The organism is Pseudomonas sp. SJZ074 (genome assembly GCF_007828215.1).
Lineage (GTDB): Bacteria > Pseudomonadota > Gammaproteobacteria > Pseudomonadales > Pseudomonadaceae > Aquipseudomonas.
On record NZ_VIUE01000016.1, the window covers coordinates 24,062 to 46,836 of the forward strand.

Here is a 22,775-nt window from a genome sequence, read left to right on the forward strand (position 1 = left end):
ACCGTTTTTATTAGAACAGAAAAGTGGTTCAGCCTTTGCGTTGTGGCGCGGGCGGGCGGTTGTTTTCATTGAATAGATGGGGTTGGCGCTGCATCGCGGCCTGGTTCACCTGATCACTGAACGACACCGCAGCCTGGGGCCCGGAGGCAGGCTGAATGCCTGTCGCGGAAGCTTCGTCGACACGCGGTGCCCATGCGCTGAAGTCATCGAACAGACTGTCGCCACCGGTGAAGTACTCGCTGTCCTTGAACCTGAGCGATGGCTCCTGGTAGTCGACGGTTCTTTGTGATGCCTGGACGGCCTGAGTGACATGCAGGTCAGGGACGAAACCGAGCCCCAGACCAATCGACTCCGATTGTATTTGCCCGCCGACCGCCGTGTTATAGCTGGACAGGAGCGGATCGAGTCGGTCGCTGACCTGAGCCTGGGAGTCAATCACCGGAAGGGTGACGAACAGCCCGGGTACCATCGAACGCTGGACGCTCAACAGGTCCAGATGCCAGTCCGGATAAACGTGACGCTCGACGTCTCCCGGTCGTTGGGATTGATCTGCTGTCACCTCGGAGGCCGGCGGCGGTGGCAGCACCGAGGAATCGATGCGTAACCGCAATTGCGCGCTGGAGAAGCCGCCATGATCATCGGTTATCCGGTAGGTGATCGTCGGTACCGTGCCAGTGAAGTTGTTGTCCGGCACGAACTGGTAGGTGCCGTCGAGCGCCAGCGTGAACGTCCCCACGCCGGCAATCAGCACGCTGCTGCCTGTCGCATGGGTGCCGGCTACCCCATTGATGCTGAAGTCGACCACGTGAATCGCGTCGTGCTCCGGATCGCTGTCGTTGCCGAGTACGTTGCCGTTGACGGGATCACCTTGAAGCCCGGTCCGCACACCATCGTCGATCGCCACGGGAGGCTCGTTGATGTGAATGCGCACCTGGGCGGTGTCGCTGCCGCCGTGGTTGTCGGCGATCACGTAGGTAATGGCTACATCACCGGTGACTCCCGCTGTCGGCGTGAAATTCAGGGTGCCGTCAGGGTTGATCGAGACGCTGCCGTCCGCGCTTTCGGCGTGGGTGACGGTCAGCGGGTCACCATTCGGACTGCTGTCGTTGCCCAGCACGTTGATGGACTGGATCGGTGTGTCGCGGTCCGTGAGCAAGACGCCGTCGTCAGTGGCGGCCGGCGTAGAATTGACGCTGATTGTCAGGTCGGCGCTGTCGGAGCCGCCGACGCCGTCGCTGAGGGTGTAGGTCACGGTCGGTACGCTGCCGAAATAGCTGGCGAGCGGGGTGAACAGGTAGCTGCCATCGGCATTCATGGTCAGGGTACCGACACCGCTGATGGTCGCGGTGTCGCCAGGGTTGAAGCTGCCGGAAACCCCGGCCACGGTGAATCCGCTGACGCTGAGGGGGTTGCCTTCCGGGTCGGAGTCATTGGGCAGTACGTTGCCGCTGGCCGGATGACCTTGCTGGACCGTTTGCAGGCCGTCATCCACCGCAACGGGCGGCGCGTTGACGCGCAGGGTCAGGTCGGCGCTGTCACTGCCGCCCACGCCATCGCTGATGCTGTAGGTCAGCACCGGCACGTCGCCGTGATAGGTCGAGGTGGGCGTGAACAGGTAGCTGCCGTCGGCGTTGAGGGTCAAGGTGCCCACGCCCGCGATGGTCGCGGTATCGCCGGGATTGAAACTGCCGGAAACCCCGACGATGGTGAACCCGCTGACACTGAGGGCATTACCGTCCGGGTCGGTGTCGTTGGGCAGTACGTTGCCGCTGGCCGGATGGCCTTGCTGGACCGTTTGCAGGCCGTCATCCACCGCAACGGGGAGCGCGTTGACACGGATGGTCAGGTCGGCGCTGTCGCTGCCGCCTGTGCCATCGCTGATGCTGTAGGTCACCACCGGCACGTCGCCGTGATAGGTCGAGGTCGGGGTAAACAAATAGCTGCCGTCGGCATTCATGGTCAGCGTACCGATGCCGCCGATGGTCGCGGTGTCGCCAGGGTTGAAGCTGCCAGAGACGCCGGCGACGGTGAATCCGCTGACGCTGAGGGGATTGCCTTCCGGGTCGGTGTCGTTGGGCAGTACATTGCCACTGGCCGGATTGCCCTGCTGGACGGTTTGCAGGCCATCGTCCGTGGCGACCGGTGCGGTATTGAGGTGGATGGTGATCGACTGGGTCGCGGTTTTCTGCCCTTCGGCGCCCTGGTCCTGGCCAGTGCCGGCAGTGCCGCTGTCGGTGGTGTTCGGGTTCTGGTCATCCAGGACGAAGTCGACTTGCACATCGGCGCTGGAAGACGTCGAAGGATCGGTGTTGCTGTAGGTGACGGCGCCCATGACCCTGCCAATCACCGCGCTGTCGGCATTGCCATTGAAGGTGATCAGCAGACTGCCCGAGCCATTGCTGAGGGTGCCGACGGTCACGCCGTCGACGATCAGGTCGCTGCCGTTGGTCTGGACACCTGCCGCATCGTTGCTGATGTCACTGTCGAAAAGACCAAAGACATCGTTGGCGTTGCTGGCGCCGTGACGGGCGATGGTCAAGGTTGCGCCCATCCAATTGTCCGGGCTCAAGTCCAGCTCGGGATCATGCACCGTCACGATGCCATCGCTGTCCAGGCGGACAGGGCCGCCCCCTTTGGTCGCGGTCTGGACGGTGCTCAGTCCCGAGGTGTCCGGCGTGTCGTTGACAGGGGTCACTGTCACATTGATCGTACGGGTCGTGATCAGTTGGGCGCTGCTGGAATCCGCGTAGTCGTAGTCGCCCGGGTTCTGGCTGGCATCATTGGTATCGCCGCTCAAGACACCAGGACGCTGGCCGATGCTTCCACCGTCGTTGACCGTGACCGTCACAGTGAAATTGCCGGTGTAGTCGGCGCCCGCCGGAGCGCCCGCGGCGGTTGGATAAGTGATGGTCAAGGCTTGCAGGCGCGCATTGACCTGAGCTTCGGTGGCCCCGGTGATCGTGATCGTATCGCTGCCCAGGCCGCCAAGGGTACCGCCGCTGCCGCCCACGCCGGAAATGACGCCTTGGCTGACGTGGACGGTCGCAGAGAACGTATTGGCGCCGTTGGCATCCGGGTCGCTGATCGAAAACCCACCCACGGCGCCGGTCAGGTTCAGGGTCGCCGAGCCTTCCTTGACCGTGACGTCCCCCGCGGTGATGGCGGTCGGGTCGTTGATGCTGGAGACGAACAGGTTGCGCGTGTTGCTCGCCACATTGAGCGCCAGTGAGCCAGGCAGTGCTGCATAGGGATCGATGGCGGTGGTGGGCGCGCCGACGACCGAGGCTCCCGACGGATTCAGACCGCCGTTGGCCAGGCCGTCAGGGTCCAGCGTGCCGGTCGCCACGTCACGGACGCGATCGTCGGCGATCACCTGCACCTTGTAGCTGGTGTCGGTGTTGGCCAGGCTGCCACTGAGCGTGACTTGCAGCCCCGCGAGGTAGGCGTTCACATTGTCCCGGCTGCCACGAATGACCAGGGCATTGCCCGCACCGGATTGAGTGTCATCGATCTCGAAGGTCGTATGGTCTTCGGTCGGTGAGCTGGTTGAATCGATAACGATGTCGGCATACGTCGCCTGGCTCAATGGAACGCCACTGGCGTCGGTCAGGCGGACCGTGACCTGGATGAAGTCTTGTTCCGGTGAAGCCGTTTCACCCGCGGGCGCGGTGATACCGCCGCCATCGACATAATCCGGATCGGCCACCGAGAAGCCCGGCACTGCCACCGCTACGCCCCCTTGGCCGACGGCCAGGTTGCCGCTGCCTGCCGCCACGGTCGGCGCATCGTTGGTGGCCTGCAGGGTAATAGCGAGTTCACTGGTCTGAGACACAGGTGCAACGCTGCCGCTGCCCGTGTCACCACCAATGGCGGCGGCGCCTTCGTCAATCCGTACACTGAGCGTCACGTCGCCCGCCGCCACGCCGTTGGCGTCATGGTTGGCATTGCTCGCGCTGGTATAGGTCAAGCCGTTGGTTGGGTCGTTGAGCAGCGTCTGAATATCGTCGGCACGTCCGACCAGCGTCAGGCTGGCGCTGTCATCGGCGCTGATGGTGACGGTACGACCGGAGGCCAAGGTGATGGAGGTCTGCGTGCCGGTGCCGGCAATGCCCAGTATCCCTTGGCCCGCTGGAACGCTGACCGTGACGGAGACCGGGACACCAAGTGCGGTGGATTCGGTGTCTTGCACCGTAATGCCACTGATGGGGGTTTGCCGGTCTTCGTTGATCTGCTGGCTGGCCGGGATCGTTACGGCAGGCGCGTCATTGAGGGTCGAGACGCGAATCAGCACGCTGGCCTGGGCGAGGTTCAGATCAGTGTTGGCGACCGTATCGGTATAGCCATTGAACTCTACAGAAGAGATGGGCTGACCGCTGCCGCCCGGGGCTGCCGCCTGGTTCACGGTACCACCATTGGCACCGGTCGTCAGGTTGCCACCGGCGTCACGCAACCGGTCATCGACGATGACCTGGATGCGGTACTGATGATCTTCGTTGCTGGGATCATTGACACTGGCGGACAGGGTAGCCAATGCCGCATTGACTTCGGCCCGGGTCCCACGCAATACCAGATAGTCGCCATTGCCGTCTTTATCGGCATCGCGAGTCGCGCCGCCGCCGAGACCGACCGACAGCGTGACGCCGGTATAGTCGCCCGCCGTAAAGGCCGTGCCATCGGTCTGGGTCAGGCGCACGATGACCTGTACCGAATCAGGTGTGTCGGAGCTGCCGCCCAGATCATCGGTATCGGCCACCACGAAGCCACCGACTGGGTTGTTGCTGGCGGTCGTACTGTCGAGGTTGATGGCGCTACCCGGAGCGGTCACCGAGGGCTTGTCGTTGGTTGGCAGGATCTCGATGTTGTAGGTCGAGGCCGTGGCGGCGGTACCTTGGGCAAACGAGCCGTTGTCGTTTGCGCTGAAATCGCCGTCGCTGACGATATAGGAGAACGAGTCGTTACTGGTTTCGCTACCGTTGTGCTGATAAGTGACGCGACCGGCATCGAGGTCGGCCTGGGTAAAGACCGAGCCAAGCCCTAGCACGCCGCCATTGAGCATCAGATTGCCGTTCTGTGGAATTGCAGTGAGGCGGTACTGGCGCTGCAGGCTCGAGTTGTCGTCATCGCCATAGAGCAGATGCGCACCCGCCACCGGGCCGTTCACGGCCCCTGAGCCATCGGCGTTGGCATAGCCGGTGGCACCGCCGATAACGGCGGATTCACCTTCATGGATGGCGCCGGCTTCGCCCGCGATCAGTTGGGATTTGGAACTCAGCGCGGGGGCGTCGTTGACCGGTGAAATGGTGACCGGTACGACCAGTGCCGCGCCTGTGCTCGATTGATTGGTGCCGGCTCCGATGGCCACGCCTTGGTCGTCGACCGGGACGACAGTGAAACTGTCGGTGAAATGTTCGCTGCCGTCATGGACATATTTGAGATCTCCCGCGGCGAGTTGCGCCGCGGTGACGGTCTGGTTCAACGTCACAGTGACACCGTTCAGGGTCAGCTCGCCGAACTGCGGCAATGAGGTGACTTGCAACACCACATCGTTGGTCGTGGCGTATTGGGTGCCGCCGCTGGCATCGGCCTGTCTGTCGGTGTCCGCGACCACAATATTGCCATTGGTGATGGTGACGGTGCCGCCTTCGGCGGTGAAGACCCGGTCATCAGTGACGGCGGTAGGCGTGTCGTTCTTCGGAACGATGTTGAGGCTGAAGTTTTCGGTCGCGGTGGTCAGCGTGCCGTCGGAGACAGAGAACTGGAAACTGTCGACGAAATGTTCATTACCGCTGTGCCGGAACGTGACAAGGCCGTTGTCCACGTCCGCCTGAGTGAAGGTGCCGAAGGCGCCGATCGCGACACCATTGACCAGCAGTGTGCCGCTGCCTGGTGTGACAAGGACCCGGTAGGTCAGCCCGTCGGCCGCGGTAAAATCGTCGCTGGCGCTCAGATCGGCGGAGGTGAGGATGTAGGTAGCCGCCTCATCCAGCGTCGCGGTCTTGTCGCCGGCGACGACGGGTGCGGTATTGGACGGCGGATCGGCTGGGATCGCGCCAGGCAAACCGGCCGGTTCGGGCGGTACGTTGACGCTGAAGGTATTGACCGTCAGCGGACTATTGGCGGTGTCGGTGTCGTAGATGCCTCCATCCCGCGCGCTTGGATACAGGCGAACGCCACCATCCTTGACGGTGAAGCTGATGCTGTCGGTGCGCGCCGAACCGGTATAGACGCGGACGTGGTACACGACGTTGCCGGCGTTGACATCGGCTTGGGTGAATTTTGACCCGACCACCAGCAAACCACCGTTCAGGGTGAAATAGCCGACGTTCTTGTCGGGCACCGCCGTGAGCGTATAGGTCAGGCTGGAAGTGAAGGAATCGCTATCGGAGACCTGCAACATGCCGCTGGTGACGACGCGTGTCATTTCCCCCGGGTCCAGGGTCTGGGTAATGCTGTGATCGAGCACCGGATCGTCGTTGTTCGGCAGGATGGTCAGGTTGACGGTCAGCGTCGATGTCTTTGGAACAAGGGTGCCACCGCCGTCGTCGGTGACCTTGAGGTTGAAGCTGTCAGTCGTGCCCGTTGTGCTGGGCTCGCTGCCGTCGTGACTGTAGGTCAGCTTGCTCAGGTCGCTGATGACGAACGTGGTGTTGGTAATCGCCACGCCGTCATAGAAGAGCGTGCCATGGGTGGGCAAGGTGTCCAGGGTATAGCTGTAATCGACACCGGGGGCCTGGTCCGGGTCGTTGATCTGGATAGCGCCACGCGGAGTGCCGATCGGTGTGACCAGGTTGCCGTTGTCGGTCAGGCTGACGCTCTGCTCACCTTCGATGATGGTGATGGTGCCGCTTGATGTCGGTGCCTGATCGACCGGATTGATGTGAATCTGCACGATCTGATCGCGCAGCACGCCACCGGCACCGTCATCGATGGTCACGGTAAAGGCATCCGTGAGGCCGGCGGGGTCCGTGACCTGGTTGCCGTTATGGCGATAGCTCAGGTTGGCGATCTGGTCGATGGAAAAACTCGATCCGATCCCCAGCTCCTTGCCATTGAGCAGCAGGGTACCGTCGCTGGCCAATGCCGTGAGCTTGACGATGACCTGTTGCTGCACGTTATCGACCTCGTTCAGGCCCAGGTTGCTCTGGACGAACCCCTTGCCATCCGCGGTGTCGGTGGCCGCCGAGAAGTTCGCGGTGCCACCCTCGTCGACTTGCAGTGCCGGGCCGCTGCCGCTGATCACTGGCGTATCGTTGACGGGGGTTATGTTGATGCTGATGGTCTTGCTAGTGATGTTGCTGCCGTCGTCGCTGGTCAGGGTAAACGAGGCGCCACCATTGAAGTTCTGGTCGCCTGTGAACGACATGCCGTTCAAAGCCGCATTGATGTCCGCCAGGGAGCCGCTGAAGCTGACCGTCGCACCACCATTGCCGGTCAATCCGGTGAGACCGTTGGTGGTGGCCAGGCTCAATGTGCCGTGACTGGCATTCAGGGTGATGTGCTGAGTGGCAGTGTCGTCGCTGACACTGACCCCGCTGATCGCCAAGTGGCTATCCTCCGCACCGCTGCGTGGCACGATCGCGGTATCGGCGATGACGGCTGCCGCGCCGTCAAAAAGCATTCTCTGTTCGAGGGCGAACAGCCTGTTACGTGACACGGAAGACGCATCTGTACGGGATGGGATGCTTTTCATTGGTTCGTCCCTGGATTTTTGGTTTTATGGTTTACGCGGCGCGAACGGAGCCGCTGCTATGTCGGGCCGCAAGCAAGAACCTTGAGCCACGACAGCATTCTTTTTATCCATGGGGGAGCCGGGCTGAATCGGTGCCATCCCCTGCACCATCTGGCGATTAGAACGCCAGTACCTCGAGCCCGATGAGGGTTGTACCGTGATTGCATGAAGCTATCAATGGCGTTTTGAGCGATCGATCACCGTTTTGCTGAATCCTTTGTGCGCAGCCCCGTTGGCTCGCGAAGCGGCCCTGTAATCAGGCATGTCTGAGTTCGGGACTGCTTCGCAATCCAGCGGGGCGGTGCGCCGGTTAAGGGGGGGGTGACCGATTTATCGGCTCTCGCTTGACATCGCTGCTCGGCAATCCCTACCGCAACGGCACATAGATGTCCGTCTCCCACTGATCCTTTGGCGTTTCTGGGTATACGCTCAAGTAGTGAAAGAACAGCGGTTGGTCGCGAAGCTCTTCTGCGCTGTTTGGCAGCCAGTCGCGGTAGATCGGGTAGATGCTCTCGCTGATGAGATCTGTCGAGCCCACGTGTCGTACCACGGCGTAGCGACCGCCGGCGATGAGGGCGTCCCGTACACCGAAGGTGTTCGGCGTGACTGCCTGGTGTATCTCACCGCAAATGGCAAAGCGAAACGCCTCCGGCGGTGTGGTATCGGGGTTACTGAAGGGAATGCCGAAAGTACGACTCGATGCCACTGGCGATTGTCCGCTCTGCATGCGCCACTGGATGAAATGGCGCACGCTTTCATCGAGAAGCTGTGCCGGCCCGCGATGCTCGAGTGCGGCGACCCTGACTTCGGCAAAGTCCACGATATGTAGTTGCATGATGACGCTCCTGGAAAAGTGGGGAACTTCAAACGCCGCATTCCAGAGTTGCCAGCTCGGCCGCTGCCTGAAGGTACTCGGCGCCACGCCGAACGCTCGCCTGAAGGCTCTGCTGAACGCCTCGGGGCTTTCGAAACCGGCATCGAGGGCTGCCTCCAGCACTGCATAGTCCGCACGCGACGCCAGGCGATTGGCCGCCTGCCGCAGGCGCATCAATTGCACATACCGTGCGACAGGCAACCCCATGTATGCAGTGAACTGCCGATGAAAGTGAAACGTCGAGAAGTTCGCCACTTGGCTCAGCGTATTCACTGACAGGTCGCCCTCGAGATTGGCGTCGATGTAGGCGAGTACGGTGTTGAATCGCTTTATATAGGCAGCATCGGTCGATTTGGCTGGCACCGGGTACAGGCTCCTGGAAGGACGTTGGGCAACAGGATCGGTTATGCCGATAGGTGTTCGCCTAGCCGCATTTGCTCAAGGTCGCGAGCGTATTGGGCGCCAAACCCGGCAATCAATACTGCTTCGCTACCGCCATGTTGTACCGCGATTGCAACTCGTCGTAACCGGCCCGGGCGGCGGCCAGGTCCTGGTTCAGCTCTGCCGCATCGGCTGCGCTGGTCCAGTGTTGTTGCAGGCGGTTGAGGGTGGCCAGCCATTCCTCGCCCGACAGACTGATCTGGCTCCAGACGGGCGGGCCGTCATTGGCTGAACGCAGGCGCGGCCGTGCCTTTACGAAGGCATCGGCGTCTGACCAGCTGTTTGCCAGGGATTGCTGCAGGCTGGACAACTGCTGCGCAGTCAGTGACGCGCCATTGGCCATCGCGTCGAGGGCATTGATGGTCTGGCGGGCGCGAATCATGAAGCGCAGTGTGTGCCAATGCTGATCATGTCCAAGGCGTTCTTCGATGGATGCCAGTTGCTCCTCGCGGATGAGTAGCTGCGGCTGCTCCAGGGCTTGGCGCAGAGGTATCGCCTGGTCGCGTGCGTCCTGCAGCCGCAGGTTCAGGGCTCGCTCGATGGGTTCGAAGGGAGGCCGGTCTTGCACCCGAGTCGCAAGCCATCGTTCAGCGGCCTCGGCATTCGGTCGCAGGTTGTCATACGCCCCGAGGTAATTTTTGGCCAGGTTTTGCAGGCCACCGGGTTCGCCGCCGCCGAACCACCGATAGCAGGGTGATGGTTGTGCTCCCTGGGGGGGAATGACATCGCCCGAGCCCATGCCGAAACCGGCAAAACCCTTCCAGGGCCCATTTTTTTCGCGGGATTGAGCAACGAGGTTGCGGTAATCGCTGTAGCGCTGTTCCAGCAGGTCCGCGCCGTCCACCAGGCAGGTATTTATTTGCTGGACTGCCTCCCAGCGCAAACGGGTCCCGTAGTCGATATTTGCTGTGTCTATCTGTTTGACCAACCAGCTCAGGCCCAACGAGGCGAGCACGGCGGTAGCGAACGCTCGGCTGCTGATCATGGCTGGCCTGCCTTGGTCGCGTCGGGCACGTGCCACTGGTCGGCGGACAACCGGGACGGACAGGGGGAGGCCGTGAGCTGGCGGGCGGCGCAGGTTCGCTGCGGCCAGGCCTGCAGGCCTTCATTCGCGGCGAGGGATGCGTTACCGGCCAGAACGCTGCCCAGCAGGAGCAGGGGAACAAGGATGCCGAGAAGGAGCCCGATCAGGATGTCCCCAGGCACCCGCTTATGGACTCGGGACAGAAAGGACGCACGACGTTCGGAGAACGTTTTTCCACTCAGGACCGCCGATACGGCGAGACTGCTGAAGTACGCGACTGCGCCGAGCATGCCTGCGGCCAGGTAGATGACCCCACCCAGCAATCCGACCCAGAGGCTCTCACGGATCGGCAGCGGGGCGGGACGTCGCAGGCTCAGCCAGTGGCCGAGGCGCGCATGAAGCTGTTGGTCCAGGCGCCAGGCGATACGGCTCAGCGGTTTGCAGGCTGCGTTGAGTCCCCAGGCGACGACGCCGAGCAACATCGCGCGAAGGAGCATGTCGACCACACTGGTATAGAACGAGCCACCCAGGCGATATTCCAGGAACCAGCTCATACAGGCGGACGTGCTGAGGATCGCCAGCGGCACGGCCAGGACCGGTGGTCGCCGGCGCAGCGGTCGCCAGTTGTCCGGGGCCAGTTGCGGCATCTGATACAGCAACTGTGAATAGCGAAGCTCGACGGTGCGATATAACGCTTCGCAAGCCTTCCAATCGGCATCGCTGAAGGTCAGGCTCAAGCGCATCCGGGCGTCTTCGTCGGCGGCTCCAAACAGCATGCGCGCTGCTTGAGACTCGTTGCTGTCGAAGAGCCCAGTGAGACGCTCCTGTTGTTGGAGAAACGTGTGGCAATGGCTGCGAGCCAGCAGTTGACTCCACCACGGCTCGGGGCAGGGACTATGGTGGCCGGTCTGCTTCCAACCCTGCTGCGCACACATGGCGTCGAACAGTTGTTCCGACCAGACCGGTGCTTGCAAGAGCGCGATGGCCAGGCTCTGGTTCAACCACTGGCGCGCGTCCAGCCCTTGCAGCCACGGACTGGCTGCCAGTTCACGGGCCAGTTCGAGGAAGCGCCCGGTGTCGGCGCAAGCTGCATTCAGGCGGGCCTCGGCCCATTCCATGAGCTTGCCGCGCAGCTGTTCGAGCGCTGCACGGGGCAGGTCCGCGTGTTGCCAGGGTGTCAGCCAGTGCAGGTGTCCGATGGCGGTCTCGGCGAGAGCGTAGTGGTCCTCGTCGATCAGGCAATGCTGCAGCAGGCCGTGTTCGAATTCCCGTGCGCATCCGTAAAGGCGAGCCTGGGCCAGGCGGTCCGGGAGGTTGGTCGCCGTGATCGCTTCCAGGCATTGCGCAGCCAGGCGCCGGGCTGGGGAGGGGGCTTGTGATGCCTGCGGCTGGGACAGCGACTGCGCAAGGGGTAAGTCAATGGACGCGGACGGTAACTCGACGACCACTTCCTCCTCCTCCTGCCGCCATTCACTCCACTCCAACGCCTGTTCATAAGCCTCTCGCAGTCGCTGGAAACCCTCAGGGTCTTCGTCAGGCCGATGGCGTTTGAGCAGGCTGGCATACTGGCGCTTGACGCTGCGCTTGTCGGCATCCTCTGGCAGACCCAATATTTCCCAGCAGCTCATCGCCAGACATCCTGCTCCAAGGCTTCGAGCTGCTCGGAGATCTGCGTGCGCAGGGCACGGATATCGTGCAGTTCCTGGGTGTCGAGCATTTGCGCGAAACGCGTGGCCAGGTCGTCGACCCGATGACGCAGTTCACCGCGGCTTTCCTGGTAAAGGCGTTCAAGCCGGGCGATCAACAAGGTGTTCGGCTGTTCGTCGCGGGGATGGACCTTCAACGACTCCAGGGCCTTGAGGCGCTGGGCGATCTCTTCTTCACCGAGCACGCCGGCGTTGTTGGCGATCACCAGATTGCGCCGTTCCCCGGTCTGCACGGTCAGCGCATCGGCTTCCAGCAGGCCGTTGGTGTCATAAGTGAAGCGCACGTCGATGCTCACTTCGCCCGCCGGCATGGGCGGCACGGCAATTTCCAGTTCACCGAGGAGAATGTTTTCGCTGACCTGGCGGCTTTCGCCCTGATAGACCTTCAGCAGAACCACCTTCTGCTGGTCACGCAAGGTCACCACGCGCTTGACCTTGCTCACCGGCACCACGCAGTTGCGTTCGATGATCGGCAGGTAGTGGCCGGTTTCGAGTCTGTTGCCGTACTCGACGGAAATCTCGATCCCCATCGAATACGGGCAGACATCCGTGAGCACCACTTCTTCGAGTGCCGCATCGCGGCTTTTCAGCCCAGCCTGCACGGCGGCGCCCAACGCCACGGCTTCGTCGGGGTTGAGCTGGATCGAGGGGAAGCGTCCGAACAGGCTGGCCGTCAGCTTGCGAACCAGCGGCATGCGGGTGGTGCCTCCCACCAACAAGACTTCGTCCAGTTCGCTGGCGCGGATACGTGCATCGCGCAGCGCTGTCTCGATGGGGGATCGAAGTCGGGTCAGCAGCGGGGCGTAGAGTTCGGCCATTGCCGCCTGGGTGTATTCATGGCGCCATTCGCGTTCGCCCTGGCGCGCCGAGAACGTGGCGCTCGGCTCATGCCCCAGGACTTTGCGCACGCGTTCGGCTTCACGGCGCAGGCGGCCGAACAACTGCGCGTCGTCCAGAGGCACCGGGCCTGCGGCAGAGCCGGCCTGGGCGGCGACGAAAGCCTGGAGCAGCAACGTGTCGAAATCTTCCCCGCCGAGGTAGTTGTCGCCGGCACTGGCCCGCACCTCCATCACACCTTCGAACAGCTCCAGGATGGACACGTCGAAGGTACCGCCGCCGAGGTCGAACACCAGGAACGTGCTGGCGTTGTCGCGCTGGTGCAACCCATAGGCGAGGGCGGCGGCGGTGGGCTCGTTGATGAGTCGTTCGACCTTGAACCCGGCCAGCTCACCGGCGATGCGCGTGGCTTTGCGCTGGGCATCGTTGAAATAGGCCGGGACACTGATGACGGCTTCCTCGACCGGCTCGCCGAAATGCCGTTCGGCATCTTCGCGCAGACTGCGCAGGACCATCGCCGACAGCTCCTCGGCACGGAACTGGCGATTGCCGAGCGTGGTGAGGCGGGCACTGCCCATGTAGCGCTTGAACAGCGAGGTCGTGACTTGCGGGTGGGTTTGCAAGCGTTCCAGCGCCGCGCGGCCGACCATCATCCGACCTTCATCATCCAGGCCTACCACGCTGGGAGTCAGCCATTCGCCGAGCGCATTGGGTACCAGCTGTGCAGCGCCATCGCGCCATGCCGCGATCAGGCTATGGGTGGTGCCCAGGTCAATGCCCACAATCATGTCCGTCAACTCTCCTTAGTCGTTGTTATGCGATGGCGTTGCGTGCGAGCCGGCTAGCGTATCAGACCTGTGTTGGTAAAAAGATGGAAACCTTTGGGGGAGGCTTACCTCATGACAGTCAAGCCTGAAAACTGTGGGAGCGAGCCGGCTCCCTCCCACAGGGCTTGCGTCGCCTGGTGTTTAGCGCTCGTCCCGCATGATCCGCGCCACTTCCCCTGACGCTTCCAACTGCTCGAAAGCATGCTGCGCCCGGGCGATGATCTCATCCGGTGTGCTCAGGCTGAACGCCATGTAGACCCTGGCGGGCCGTTCATCGAAGGCGTAGACCTCCTCCAGGTCGGCGAACGCCACGTGCTCTTCGTCGCAGATGATCCGTGCCGCGTTCTCCGGCATCGGCAAGAGCTGGACCTGACGGTTAAGCAGTTTCCGGAAGTTATCGCGACGATCCGCCGATACCACCAGCCGGGTAAACCCCTGCTGTTGCATGAGCAACTGCTTGGAGTCGTTACGCACTACGCCTACTGTATAGCGCTTGGCATCCTCGAGGTTGGCCAGGGTGATGTCGTTGCGTTCGCGCAGCTTGTAGAGCTTGATGGTCACCCGTTCCAGTTCGCCCACCCACTTGAACAACGGCTCGCGCAGCACGGTGCGGTCCATGGGGTAGATCAGTACATTCGGCTCGTGCAGGGCCTTGTCGTAAGCCCGGGCCCAGGGATATAGCAGGATATGGTGGTCGGTCAGCCCGGCTTTATTCAGCGTCTCTTCGACGACACGGGTGCCCGGCCCGACGAGCTTGCCGTCGCGCAGGTACGCGTAGAGCGAGTCTTCGGTGACGACTTCGATCCCCTCGGCGTGACTGTGCAGGCTGGTCAAGGCCACGAACAAACATAAGCAGAGCGTCAGGCGATAGTGCATACAAGCCTCACTGGTTTAGAAAGCAACGCAATTACGTCCTTGATGTTTGGCCCGATACAACGCCTGGTCGGCACGTTGTAGTAACAGGTCGAAGTGATCCATGGTTTGCGGGTCCAGCTCGGCGACGCCGATGCTGAGGGTGACAAAGGGGGAAATCGCCGAGCCGCTATGGGGCAATTCGCGCTTGGCCAGGCTGGCACGGACCCGTTGGGCAGCGTCGTAGGCCTGCTTTGCGTCGATGTTGGGCAACATCACGACGAACTCCTCGCCACCTACCCGGGCGGTCAGCTCGCCGGAGCGGCCGAACACACCGCGAAGGGTTTCGGCGATCTGCTGCAGGCATTGGTCTCCCTGGATATGGCCATAGGTGTCGTTGTAGAGCTTGAAGAAATCGACGTCGCACATGAGCACCGACAGTGGGGTCTTGTGGCGAAGCGCACGGCGAAATTCGATTTCTTTCAGTTCATCGAAATAACGACGGTTGGGCAGCCCGGTCAACGGATCGTGACGTGACAGGGCTTCGAGTGCCTGGTTGGCTGCCTTGAGTTCCGCGGTACGCGCCTCGACCAGTTCGGCCAGTTGGTCGCGGCTGGCCTCCATGGCCAGTTCATCCAGGCGCTGGCGTTCCAGGTGAGTGTGGAGGTTGTCCTGGAGCTCGTTGAGCTGGGATTCGAGCAGGCTCAGTTCGTCCTGGCGCCGTACCGAACGCTGCAGCTTGAAGTAGTGCCTGAGGGTCTGTGGCGTGAGTTGGCCCAGGTGCCGGGCAATGTGGATGACATGCACGGTCACCAGGCGATTGAACACGGTCATGACCAGCCCGGCCAGCAGCAGCGATTGGATCACTTGGGCGATAACGATGCTGCGTGCCTCGCTCCAGAGTCGTTCCCACAGCAGGTTGTTATCGCCTTCGATGGTCAGCTCACCGACCTTTTCGTTGGCGCCTTCGTAGGGTTGCGCGACGAGTTCATGTTGCAGCACGGGCGCCGGGCCGGACATGACGACGGCGTATCGATTGAGTTCGATGATCTCGGGCGATTGACCGGGCCGCAGGATCTTGAGCACCACGCGGCCCACCGGCGCGGCCTTGGCAACGCTGGAGAGTTGCTTGCCCAGGGATTCACGGTCCAGCTCCCAGATGGCGTGGGACAAGGTGTTCTGGAACACCTGGTCGATCAGGACCAGTTCCGATTTCATTTCTGCCAGGTTGTTTTCCCAGGCAAGCCAGGTACGCAGCGTGACCATGGCCAGGGTAAAAAGAAGACAGAACAACAGTGTCGCGAGTACCAGGCGACGCCCCAGGGAGCTGAACGCCTTGACTTGTGGCTGGGTTGCGGGAGTTTCGGAGTTTCGCGCCATCTCACAGCCATTTGTGCAGGATGGCGTCATAGACGCCATTGCGGCGGATGGCTTCCAGGCCGGCGCGGAATTTCTCCACCGTTTCGACTGGTGTCCTGCGACTGAACGCCATGCTCAGCGCTTCATCGCTGCTCAGGTCGGAAATCGGCAGTGAACGCACCAGCACCTTGGCCGGATCTTCGCCGTTCTGGCGAACCAGGTACTGTGCGTTGAGCTCGTTGGAGATCCACATTTCCACATGGTCGACCTTGAGCTTGCGGTAGTTGTGCTCGTACTTGGTGCTCGACTGCAATTGTTCGCCTACGCGAAACCCCTTCGAGATCAGGTACTGCTCGCCCACGTCCTGGTTAACGGTAGCGATCTGGTAGGCGCGGGCTTCGTCCAGCGAGTTGAGTTTTACCGGCCGGTCAGCCAGCGAGTACAGATACCAGTGGGTGGGGGCAATGGCCCCCACCCACTGGAACAGCGATTCGCGCTCCGGAGTACGGGCGATGGAGTAGATCAGCACGTTGCTGTCATTGAGCGCCAATTCGTAGGCCCGTGCCCAAGGCATGGACCGGATCGACGCCTGTACCTTGATTTCCTTGAGCACGGCCTGGACTACCTCGGTGCTCATGCCGGTCATCCGTCCATCCTGGGTCATGTTATAGGGCGGCAGTTCCTCCGTAACAATGCGCAGGGCAGGCTCTGCCGCGGCATTCGGCGAGAATCCGCTTGCAGCCATGAGCATCAGAACGCCAAACACCAGCAAACGGTCAAGCGACAGGACCATCGACAATTACCCTATGAAACCGGCAGGACACGGTGGGGGCGAAAGAGCCCTCTTCTCGATAGTTATCGGCTGGATTGACTCAGGCTTGAGTGTCACCTGTCGTCGTTCGTCGCCGGCGCAGGGTTGAAGGCTCGTTTGACAGGTTTGGGCGAAACTCACCTGGGAAAGCTCCAGCCCGTGGCGGTCGAGCCGATATAGCCGATAGGCGCATTGGCGCTGGCCAGATGTTGGATCGGAGCGTAAGAGATGCTGCAAGAAGCCCCAGGATTCACATCCAACAAACGCTCACTCACTGCCCGTGCGTTGCGTCTGGCGGTCTTGCGGATCGGCCTGGTTTCGTTGTGTGCCGGTGCGATTTCCTATTATGTGAACCTGTCCTCGCTGGAAAAAGCGATTACCACGCAATTGTTGCTTTCCACCGAGCAGACGTTGCAACGCGAGTCCTTGCCGTTCAGCGAAATAAAGGACCTGCAGCGAAATTTTCTGAATGAGTTCAAAAGTGTCCTGGCCAATCCGGAAAGCGGAGCTGCGCTGGTGCGGGACTTCGACCAGATCTTCTACCGGCACGAGGACGGCTCCTACACCCAGCGACCGATGCTGTTCGAAGGCGAACCCCTGCCGGATGGTCGTCGATTTGCCGGAATGTCAGCCACCTACGCGCCTGACATTCCACTCAACGACGACATCAAGGCCCGCTTTGCGCTGTCATATATCCTCTCGTACAAATACGGCTCCAGTGTCCAGGGGCGGTTGTTCAATTTCTATGGCGTGGTGCCGGAGAAAGGCTTTCCCATCTACCAGCAGGCCGATATCGCCAAAATCTTTACCTATTCCGGGCCGGATGCCCTGAAGCTGGAAACCTATGAGTTCTATGCGCGTGGCTTTGCCAGCCCCAGCAGCGAAACGCTGTTCACCCGGATGTATTGGGACGCTTCCAACAACGCCTGGATGACCACCGTCGCCACGCCTGACGTGGCCGATGCTTCCGGCAAGCATCAGATCCTGGCTTGCGTCGATGTACTGCTCGATGAACTCATGAAGCGCACTGCCAAACCCTTCGTGGATGGCGCGTACAGCACGATGTTCATCGCCGATGGCGACGGCACGCTGATTTACTACCCAGGCAAGATGGATCAGGTCAAAACCAGCGAAGGCAAGGCTTCCATTCGTTCGCTCGGGCTGGATGGCGACTATCCGCTTCTTCAGGCCTTGCCCTCTCTGGCGCCCGGCCAGGCAGTGGTGGTGCAGACACGCGATGACATTGTCGCGATGGGCATCGTTCCCGGTACGCCTTGGGCACTCGCCGTGCATTTTCCCCGGGCGCAGATGGTGCCGGCGATTCTCGACAACTTGCTGATCGTGGTTGCCCTTGGGCTGCTGACCCTGTTGGTGGAAATCTTCATCCTGCGTTCCATTTTGCAAAAGCAGGTGGCCATTCCGCTGTTTCGCCTGATGCAGGCGACACGGTCGTTGGGTTTGTCCAAGGAGCGCCTTAACCGCGACAGGCTGCCGATCCGCTCCGCCGACGAAATTGGCGAACTGGCTCGGGACTTTGCCTCGATGGCGGACCGCATCCATGACGCCCAGGAGCAATTGGAACTCAAGGTCAAAGACCGGACTGCGGCGCTTGAGGAAGCCAATCGCCAATTGGTTGTGCTGAGCACCACTGACGGCTTGACGGGAATCGCCAACCGCCGGCATTTCGATGAGGTCCTGGTCAACGAATGGCGGCGTTCGGTACGCGCGGGAACCCTGTTGTCGTTGATGCTGATCGATGTCGACATGTTCAAGAGCTATAACGACCATTACGGGCATCAGGCTGGCGATGACTGCCTGCGAAGCATTGCCAATACGTTGAAAGAACATGCCCAACGGGCCGGTGACCTGGTGGCGCGTTATGGCGGTGAAGAGTTTGTCCTCATCACCACGACGCCCAATGTCGACAGTGCGTTCCAGCATGCCCAGGCCCTGGGCGATGCCGTGGAAACTATGGCGCTGCCCCACGCCAAGTTACCGTTCGGCTTCGTGACGGTGAGCATTGGCCTGGCGGTCACGGTGCTCATGGAAGAGGTGACGGCGCAAGACCTGCTCAAACAAGCCGATCAGGCGCTCTACATGGCCAAGGCCCGAGGTCGCAATCGGACCATGCTGGCGAATGCTTCGATCCTGTGATTTAAATGAACCCAGTGCCACTCCCTCCTGTCACTCGTTTGTCCAGGAACGACAACAGGGAGTCCACTGATGCGACCTTTGCATTTCACCAGCCTGTCCTTCGCCGTCGTGCTTTGCACGGCCTGTTCCAGTCAATCGCCGGCAACATGGAGTTACGCCGATGCCCAGGACCGGGCCAACTCGCCGCCTGACCAGGCCTACCCGGAGCTGTTCGAAGCCGTGCAGCGCGGCCAGCTATTTACCGACCAGAAACACTTCGTCGACGCGCTGCCCAACCGCGACCCGGCGCGGATCCGTGCCGATTACCTGGCCCGTCGCGACAGCGCCGGCTTCGATCTCAAGGCTTTCGTGAAGGACAATTTCACCGAATCCGGCCAAGCCGAAAGCCCGGCTCCCAAACCCGGCGCGCCGATCCGGGAGCACATCGACAATCTCTGGCCGGTGCTGAGCCGAACCTACAGGGAAGTGCCTCAGTACAGCAGCCTGTTGCCCTTGCCCCAACCCTATGTGGTGCCGGGCGGGCGTTTTCGCGAGATGTATTACTGGGACTCCTATTTCACCATGCTCGGCCTGGAGCAAAGCGGCGACAAGGCCCAGGTGCGGCAGATGGTCGACAACTTCGCCTACATAATCGACACCTACGGCCATATCCCCAATGGCAACCGCACGTACTACTTGAGCCGGTCGCAGCCGCCATTCTTTGCCTACATGGTGGAGTTGCAGGCGCACATCGAGGGTGACCAGGCCTACAGTCGATACCTGCCACAACTGCAAAAGGAATACGCCTACTGGATGGCCGGCGCGCAGACGCTCAAGCCCGGCGCGGCGACCCAGCATGTGGTCAAGCTGGCCGATGGTAGTGTGCTCAATCGCTACTGGGATGCCAGCCCGACGCCGCGGCAGGAGTCGTGGTTGCAAGACGTCAAGACCGCCGGGCAGATGGACAGGCCGAAGCAGGAGGTCTGGCGTGACCTGCGTGCCGGGGCAGAAAGTGGCTGGGATTTCAGCTCCCGCTGGCTGGGCGACAGTAAGGACCTGACGACAATACGTACCACCTCCGTCGTGCCGGTGGACCTTAACAGCCTGATGTATCACTTGGAACGTACCATCGCCAAAGGCTGCGAGACCGTCCAGAACCTGCCTTGCGTCCAGAACTATGGCCAGCGCGCCGACCAGCGTCAGCGTGCCATCGAACAACATATGTGGAAGGCCGATGGCGGTTACTACGTGGACTACGATTGGCAGCTGAATCAGCAACGCCCCAACCTGACCGCTGCGACATTGTTTCCGCTATACACCGGTTTGGCCTCGGCCGAGCGCGCAGGTCGTACTGCCGATGCGGTACGTTCAGGCTTGCTGCGTCCGGGAGGTATCGCGACCACTCAGGTCAGCAACGGTCAGCAGTGGGATGAGCCCAATGGCTGGGCGCCGCTGCAATGGGTGGCGGTGGAAGGCTTGAGCCGTTATGGGCAAGCCGCGCTGGCGGAGCAGATTGGTACACGCTTTTTGCAGCAGGTGCAGAACCTCTATCGCGACGAGGACAAACTGGTGGAGAAATACGATGTGTCCGGCGCGGGGCAGGGCGGCGGCGGGGGCGAGTATGAGTTGCAGGATGGCTTCGGCTGGACCAATGGTGTCACGCTGAAGTTGTTGGAGAAATATGGCGTAAGCGCCGAATCCGGCAGCCATTGACCGTGAAGTTTCGAGGGGCTTGGTCATGAACAATGTTTATACGATAGGTCATTCGACCAGGACCCTTGAACAGTTCGTGGACACCATCGCAAGCTTCGGTATCGACACTGTGGTCGACGTGCGAACGGTTCCGCGATCCCGGACGAATCCCCAGTACAACCTGGATAGCTTGCCTGGAGAATTGGCCCGGCTTGGGATCAACCATGAGCAGATCGTGGAGCTGGGCGGGCTGCGAAAGAAGTCGAGCACCGTCCCGGAAGAGGCCAACGCGTTCTGGACCAATCGCAGTTTCCACAATTATGCCGACTATGCGCTCTCAGAGGCGTTCGAGGCCGGTCTGAACCGGCTGCTGGCGCTCGGTGAAAAGCAGCGGTGCGTCATCATGTGTGCGGAAGCGGTCTGGTGGCGCTGCCATCGCAGGATCATCGCCGATTATCTGTTGCTTCGCGACGTCGAGGTCATCCACATCATGGACAAAGATAAATCGAGCAAGGCGATATTGAACTCCGCCGCCAAGGCGCACGGTCTCAAGCTGACTTACCCGGCGTCGGACCTGCAGGGTGGTGGGCCAAGTTCCACCACCCTTTAGCTTCAGCGAGTCGACAAGGGTGGCGTGCGCGCTGGTACCCGGCGCTTCGACCCGGTCGCTTCGAAGGCCGAAGCCAGGCGCAGCAGGTTCGAGTCGTCATAGGCGCGACCGGCAAACGTCAGCCCGACAGGCATGCCGATGTCCGCCATGACGCCCATCGGCACGGTGACGGTAGGCACGCCCAGGTGGCGGATGGCGAGGTTGCCGTTGGCGACCCAGACGCCGTTGCTCCAGGCGATATCCGCAGAGGCCGGGTTGACGTCGGCGTCCGCCGGCCCGACATCGGCGACGGTGGGGAAGATCACCGCATCGAGTCCAAGCCGTTTCATCCAGTCTTCCAGGTCGATCTGACGGGTCTTCTCCAACCCCCGCAGGCCGTCCGGCAACGTCGGGATCTGGTCCCAGGGCGTGATGCCGCGCTCGGCCATTTTCACGTATTCGTCCATGCCGGCGGCCAGATCGTCCTCGCGGTTGGGCAGGGTGCCTGGGTCGTGGGGGAAGATCAGCGGGCCGTTCACGTCGGCCAGGCGATTGAGTTTCGGATCGCCATTGGCCCGCAGGAAATCATCGAACGCCCAGGCCGACAGGTCCCACAGTTCGTGGTGGAGGAATTCCTTGGAAACCAGGCCACGGGTAAACACCGTCGGTGCGCCGGGGCGGTCGCCCTCGCAATTGGACACCAGCGGGAAATTCACTTCGATCACCTCGGCGCCGCAAGCTTCGAGAGCCTGGCGTGCTTCTTCCCAAAGAGCGATCACCGAAGGCCGGGTGATGATGCGTTGCCCGGTCGGGCCACCGATGCCCGGGGCTTCGGCTGTGCCGGCGTCGGGATCGGCATTGATGTACATGCGCGGAACCCCGAAGCGGATACCTGCCAACGCTTCGGAAGAGGCGGCGAGCGCGGGGTAGGAGGCAGGCCGCACGGCGTCGACGCTCGGAATGGGCACCCAGGGTTGCAAGCGCCACAGGTCGCCCCGGGCGTCCGGGTCCTGCGCGACCACCACATCCAGCACTTCCAGCAGATCGGCCATGGTCCGGGCGTATGGCACCACCACGTCCATCGTTGGCGTCAGCGGCCAGTTGCCGCGCACTGAAATCACGCCACGTGACGGTGTGTAGGCGCACAAGCCATTGTTCGAGGCCGGGCCGCGCCCGCTGGACCAGGTTTCCTCGGCCAGGCCGAATGCGGCGAAACTGGCCGCCGTTGCCGTGCCGGCGCCGTTGGAAGAGCCGGAGGCAAAGGGTGCGGTGAGATAGTCGCCGTTGTACGGGCTCTCGGCGCGGCCGTATACGCCGCGCTGCATGCCGCCGTTGGCCATGGGCGGCATGTTGGTCTTGCCCAGGCAAATCGCTCCGGCACCGCGCAGCCGCTCGATGGTGAAGGCATCGCGGTAGGCAATCAGATCCTTGAAGGCCGGGCTTCCCGAGGCGGCGGTGAGGCCTTTCACCAGGTAGCTGTCCTTGGCGGTGTAGGGGATGCCATCGAGCGGACCCAGTGTCTTGCCCTGGGCCCGGCGGGCATCGGATGCCCGCGCTTCGTTCAACGCCTCCGGGTTTCGCACCACCACCGCGTTCAGGGCGGTGGGCGTGTCCGGCCCATCGTAGGCTTCGATCCTGGCCAGGTAGGCCTGGACCAGCTCCACGGCTGTGGCCTGTCCGGACTCGAGCGCGGCGCGCAATTGGGCAATGGAAACTTCAGTGATTTCGATCATGCTTGTTATCGCTGCGGATGACGAGAGATGGAGGTTGGACACCCCGGGCCTCTCAAAGTGGGTTCACATTCGATTGCCGTGCACTTTACCACCGCCATCGCGAGCAGGCTCGCTCCAACATTGGACCGGCGGTGGATGCATTACTCTCGTGCGACACAGGGCCCTGTG

The 22,775-nt window shown here is 61.8% G+C and carries 12 protein-coding genes; 3 read left to right on the plus strand and 9 right to left on the minus strand.

Annotated features, from left to right (window positions below):
• Window positions 1–28: 28 nt before the first annotated feature.
• From FBX99_RS17115 to FBX99_RS17150, 8 genes are all read right to left on the minus strand, one after another.
• On the minus strand, window positions 29–7,618 hold the full coding sequence (locus tag FBX99_RS17115) for an Ig-like domain-containing protein (RefSeq protein WP_178111979.1): 7,590 nt from the start codon (window positions 7,616–7,618) through the stop codon (window positions 29–31).
• 478 nt (window positions 7,619–8,096) lie between these two features.
• Window positions 8,097–8,966 (minus strand): GyrI-like domain-containing protein, encoded by an 870-nt coding sequence (locus tag FBX99_RS17120; RefSeq protein ID WP_144929683.1) that lies wholly within the window; start codon window positions 8,964–8,966, stop codon window positions 8,097–8,099.
• A 112-nt stretch (window positions 8,967–9,078) separates the two neighbouring features.
• Window positions 9,079–10,029, minus strand: coding sequence for a DUF3829 domain-containing protein (locus tag FBX99_RS17125; protein ID WP_145132263.1), 951 nt, complete (start codon window positions 10,027–10,029; stop codon window positions 9,079–9,081).
• Complete coding sequence (locus FBX99_RS17130; RefSeq protein ID WP_144929685.1) at window positions 10,026–11,696, minus strand: J domain-containing protein; 1,671 nt, start codon at window positions 11,694–11,696, stop codon at window positions 10,026–10,028. The genes FBX99_RS17125 and FBX99_RS17130 overlap by 4 nt, the downstream gene beginning before the upstream one ends.
• Window positions 11,693–13,399: a molecular chaperone HscC gene (locus FBX99_RS17135; RefSeq protein WP_144929686.1), complete on the minus strand. Its 1,707-nt coding sequence runs from the start codon at window positions 13,397–13,399 to the stop codon at window positions 11,693–11,695. Before FBX99_RS17135 ends, FBX99_RS17130 begins: the two co-directional genes overlap by 4 nt.
• Window positions 13,400–13,579: 180 nt before the next feature.
• Entirely contained in the window at window positions 13,580–14,314 is a 735-nt protein-coding gene (locus tag FBX99_RS17140; RefSeq protein WP_144929687.1) for an ABC transporter substrate-binding protein, read from the minus strand.
• Window positions 14,315–14,329: 15 nt separating this feature from the next.
• Complete coding sequence (locus tag FBX99_RS17145) at window positions 14,330–15,670, minus strand: GGDEF domain-containing protein (RefSeq protein WP_144929688.1); 1,341 nt, start codon at window positions 15,668–15,670, stop codon at window positions 14,330–14,332.
• 1 nt (window position 15,671) lies between these two features.
• Window positions 15,672–16,442, minus strand: a complete 771-nt coding sequence (locus FBX99_RS17150) for an ABC transporter substrate-binding protein (protein WP_145132265.1) — start codon at window positions 16,440–16,442, stop codon at window positions 15,672–15,674.
• Window positions 16,443–16,688: 246 nt separating this feature from the next.
• Here FBX99_RS17150 and FBX99_RS17155 point away from each other — a divergent pair, with 246 nt between their 5' ends.
• From FBX99_RS17155 to FBX99_RS17165, 3 genes are all read left to right on the plus strand, one after another.
• Window positions 16,689–18,614 (plus strand): diguanylate cyclase, encoded by a 1,926-nt coding sequence (locus FBX99_RS17155; RefSeq protein WP_145132267.1) that lies wholly within the window; start codon window positions 16,689–16,691, stop codon window positions 18,612–18,614.
• A 69-nt stretch (window positions 18,615–18,683) separates the two neighbouring features.
• A complete protein-coding gene (treA, locus tag FBX99_RS17160; protein ID WP_145132269.1) occupies window positions 18,684–20,306 on the plus strand; it encodes an alpha,alpha-trehalase TreA in 1,623 nt (540 codons plus the stop codon).
• Between the two features lie 25 nt (window positions 20,307–20,331).
• Window positions 20,332–20,895 (plus strand): DUF488 family protein, encoded by a 564-nt coding sequence (locus FBX99_RS17165; RefSeq protein WP_145132271.1) that lies wholly within the window; start codon window positions 20,332–20,334, stop codon window positions 20,893–20,895.
• 2 nt (window positions 20,896–20,897) lie between these two features.
• Here the strand turns inward: FBX99_RS17165 and FBX99_RS17170 are convergent, their stop codons facing one another.
• Window positions 20,898–22,607: an amidase gene (locus tag FBX99_RS17170; RefSeq protein ID WP_145132272.1), complete on the minus strand. Its 1,710-nt coding sequence runs from the start codon at window positions 22,605–22,607 to the stop codon at window positions 20,898–20,900.
• Between the last annotated feature and the right edge of the window lie 168 nt (window positions 22,608–22,775).

What these genes read in the sequence shown, in the direction of transcription:
- FBX99_RS17115 (WP_178111979.1), bottom strand. Translation starts at nt 7,618, where the DNA reads ATGCTTTTTGACGGCGCGGCAGCCGTCATCGCCGATACCGCGATCGTG.
- FBX99_RS17125 (WP_145132263.1), bottom strand. Translation starts at nt 10,029, where the DNA reads ATGATCAGCAGCCGAGCGTTCGCTACCGCCGTGCTCGCCTCGTTGGGC.
- FBX99_RS17130 (WP_144929685.1), bottom strand. Translation starts at nt 11,696, where the DNA reads ATGAGCTGCTGGGAAATATTGGGTCTGCCAGAGGATGCCGACAAGCGC.
- FBX99_RS17135 (WP_144929686.1), bottom strand. Translation starts at nt 13,399, where the DNA reads ATGATTGTGGGCATTGACCTGGGCACCACCCATAGCCTGATCGCGGCA.
- FBX99_RS17140 (WP_144929687.1), bottom strand. Translation starts at nt 14,314, where the DNA reads ATGCACTATCGCCTGACGCTCTGCTTATGTTTGTTCGTGGCCTTGACC.
- FBX99_RS17145 (WP_144929688.1), bottom strand. Translation starts at nt 15,670, where the DNA reads ATGGCGCGAAACTCCGAAACTCCCGCAACCCAGCCACAAGTCAAGGCG.
- FBX99_RS17150 (WP_145132265.1), bottom strand. Translation starts at nt 16,442, where the DNA reads ATGGTCCTGTCGCTTGACCGTTTGCTGGTGTTTGGCGTTCTGATGCTC.
- FBX99_RS17155 (WP_145132267.1), top strand. Translation starts at nt 16,689, where the DNA reads ATGCTGCAAGAAGCCCCAGGATTCACATCCAACAAACGCTCACTCACT.
- treA (WP_145132269.1), top strand. Translation starts at nt 18,684, where the DNA reads ATGCGACCTTTGCATTTCACCAGCCTGTCCTTCGCCGTCGTGCTTTGC.
- FBX99_RS17165 (WP_145132271.1), top strand. Translation starts at nt 20,332, where the DNA reads ATGAACAATGTTTATACGATAGGTCATTCGACCAGGACCCTTGAACAG.
- FBX99_RS17170 (WP_145132272.1), bottom strand. Translation starts at nt 22,607, where the DNA reads ATGATCGAAATCACTGAAGTTTCCATTGCCCAATTGCGCGCCGCGCTC.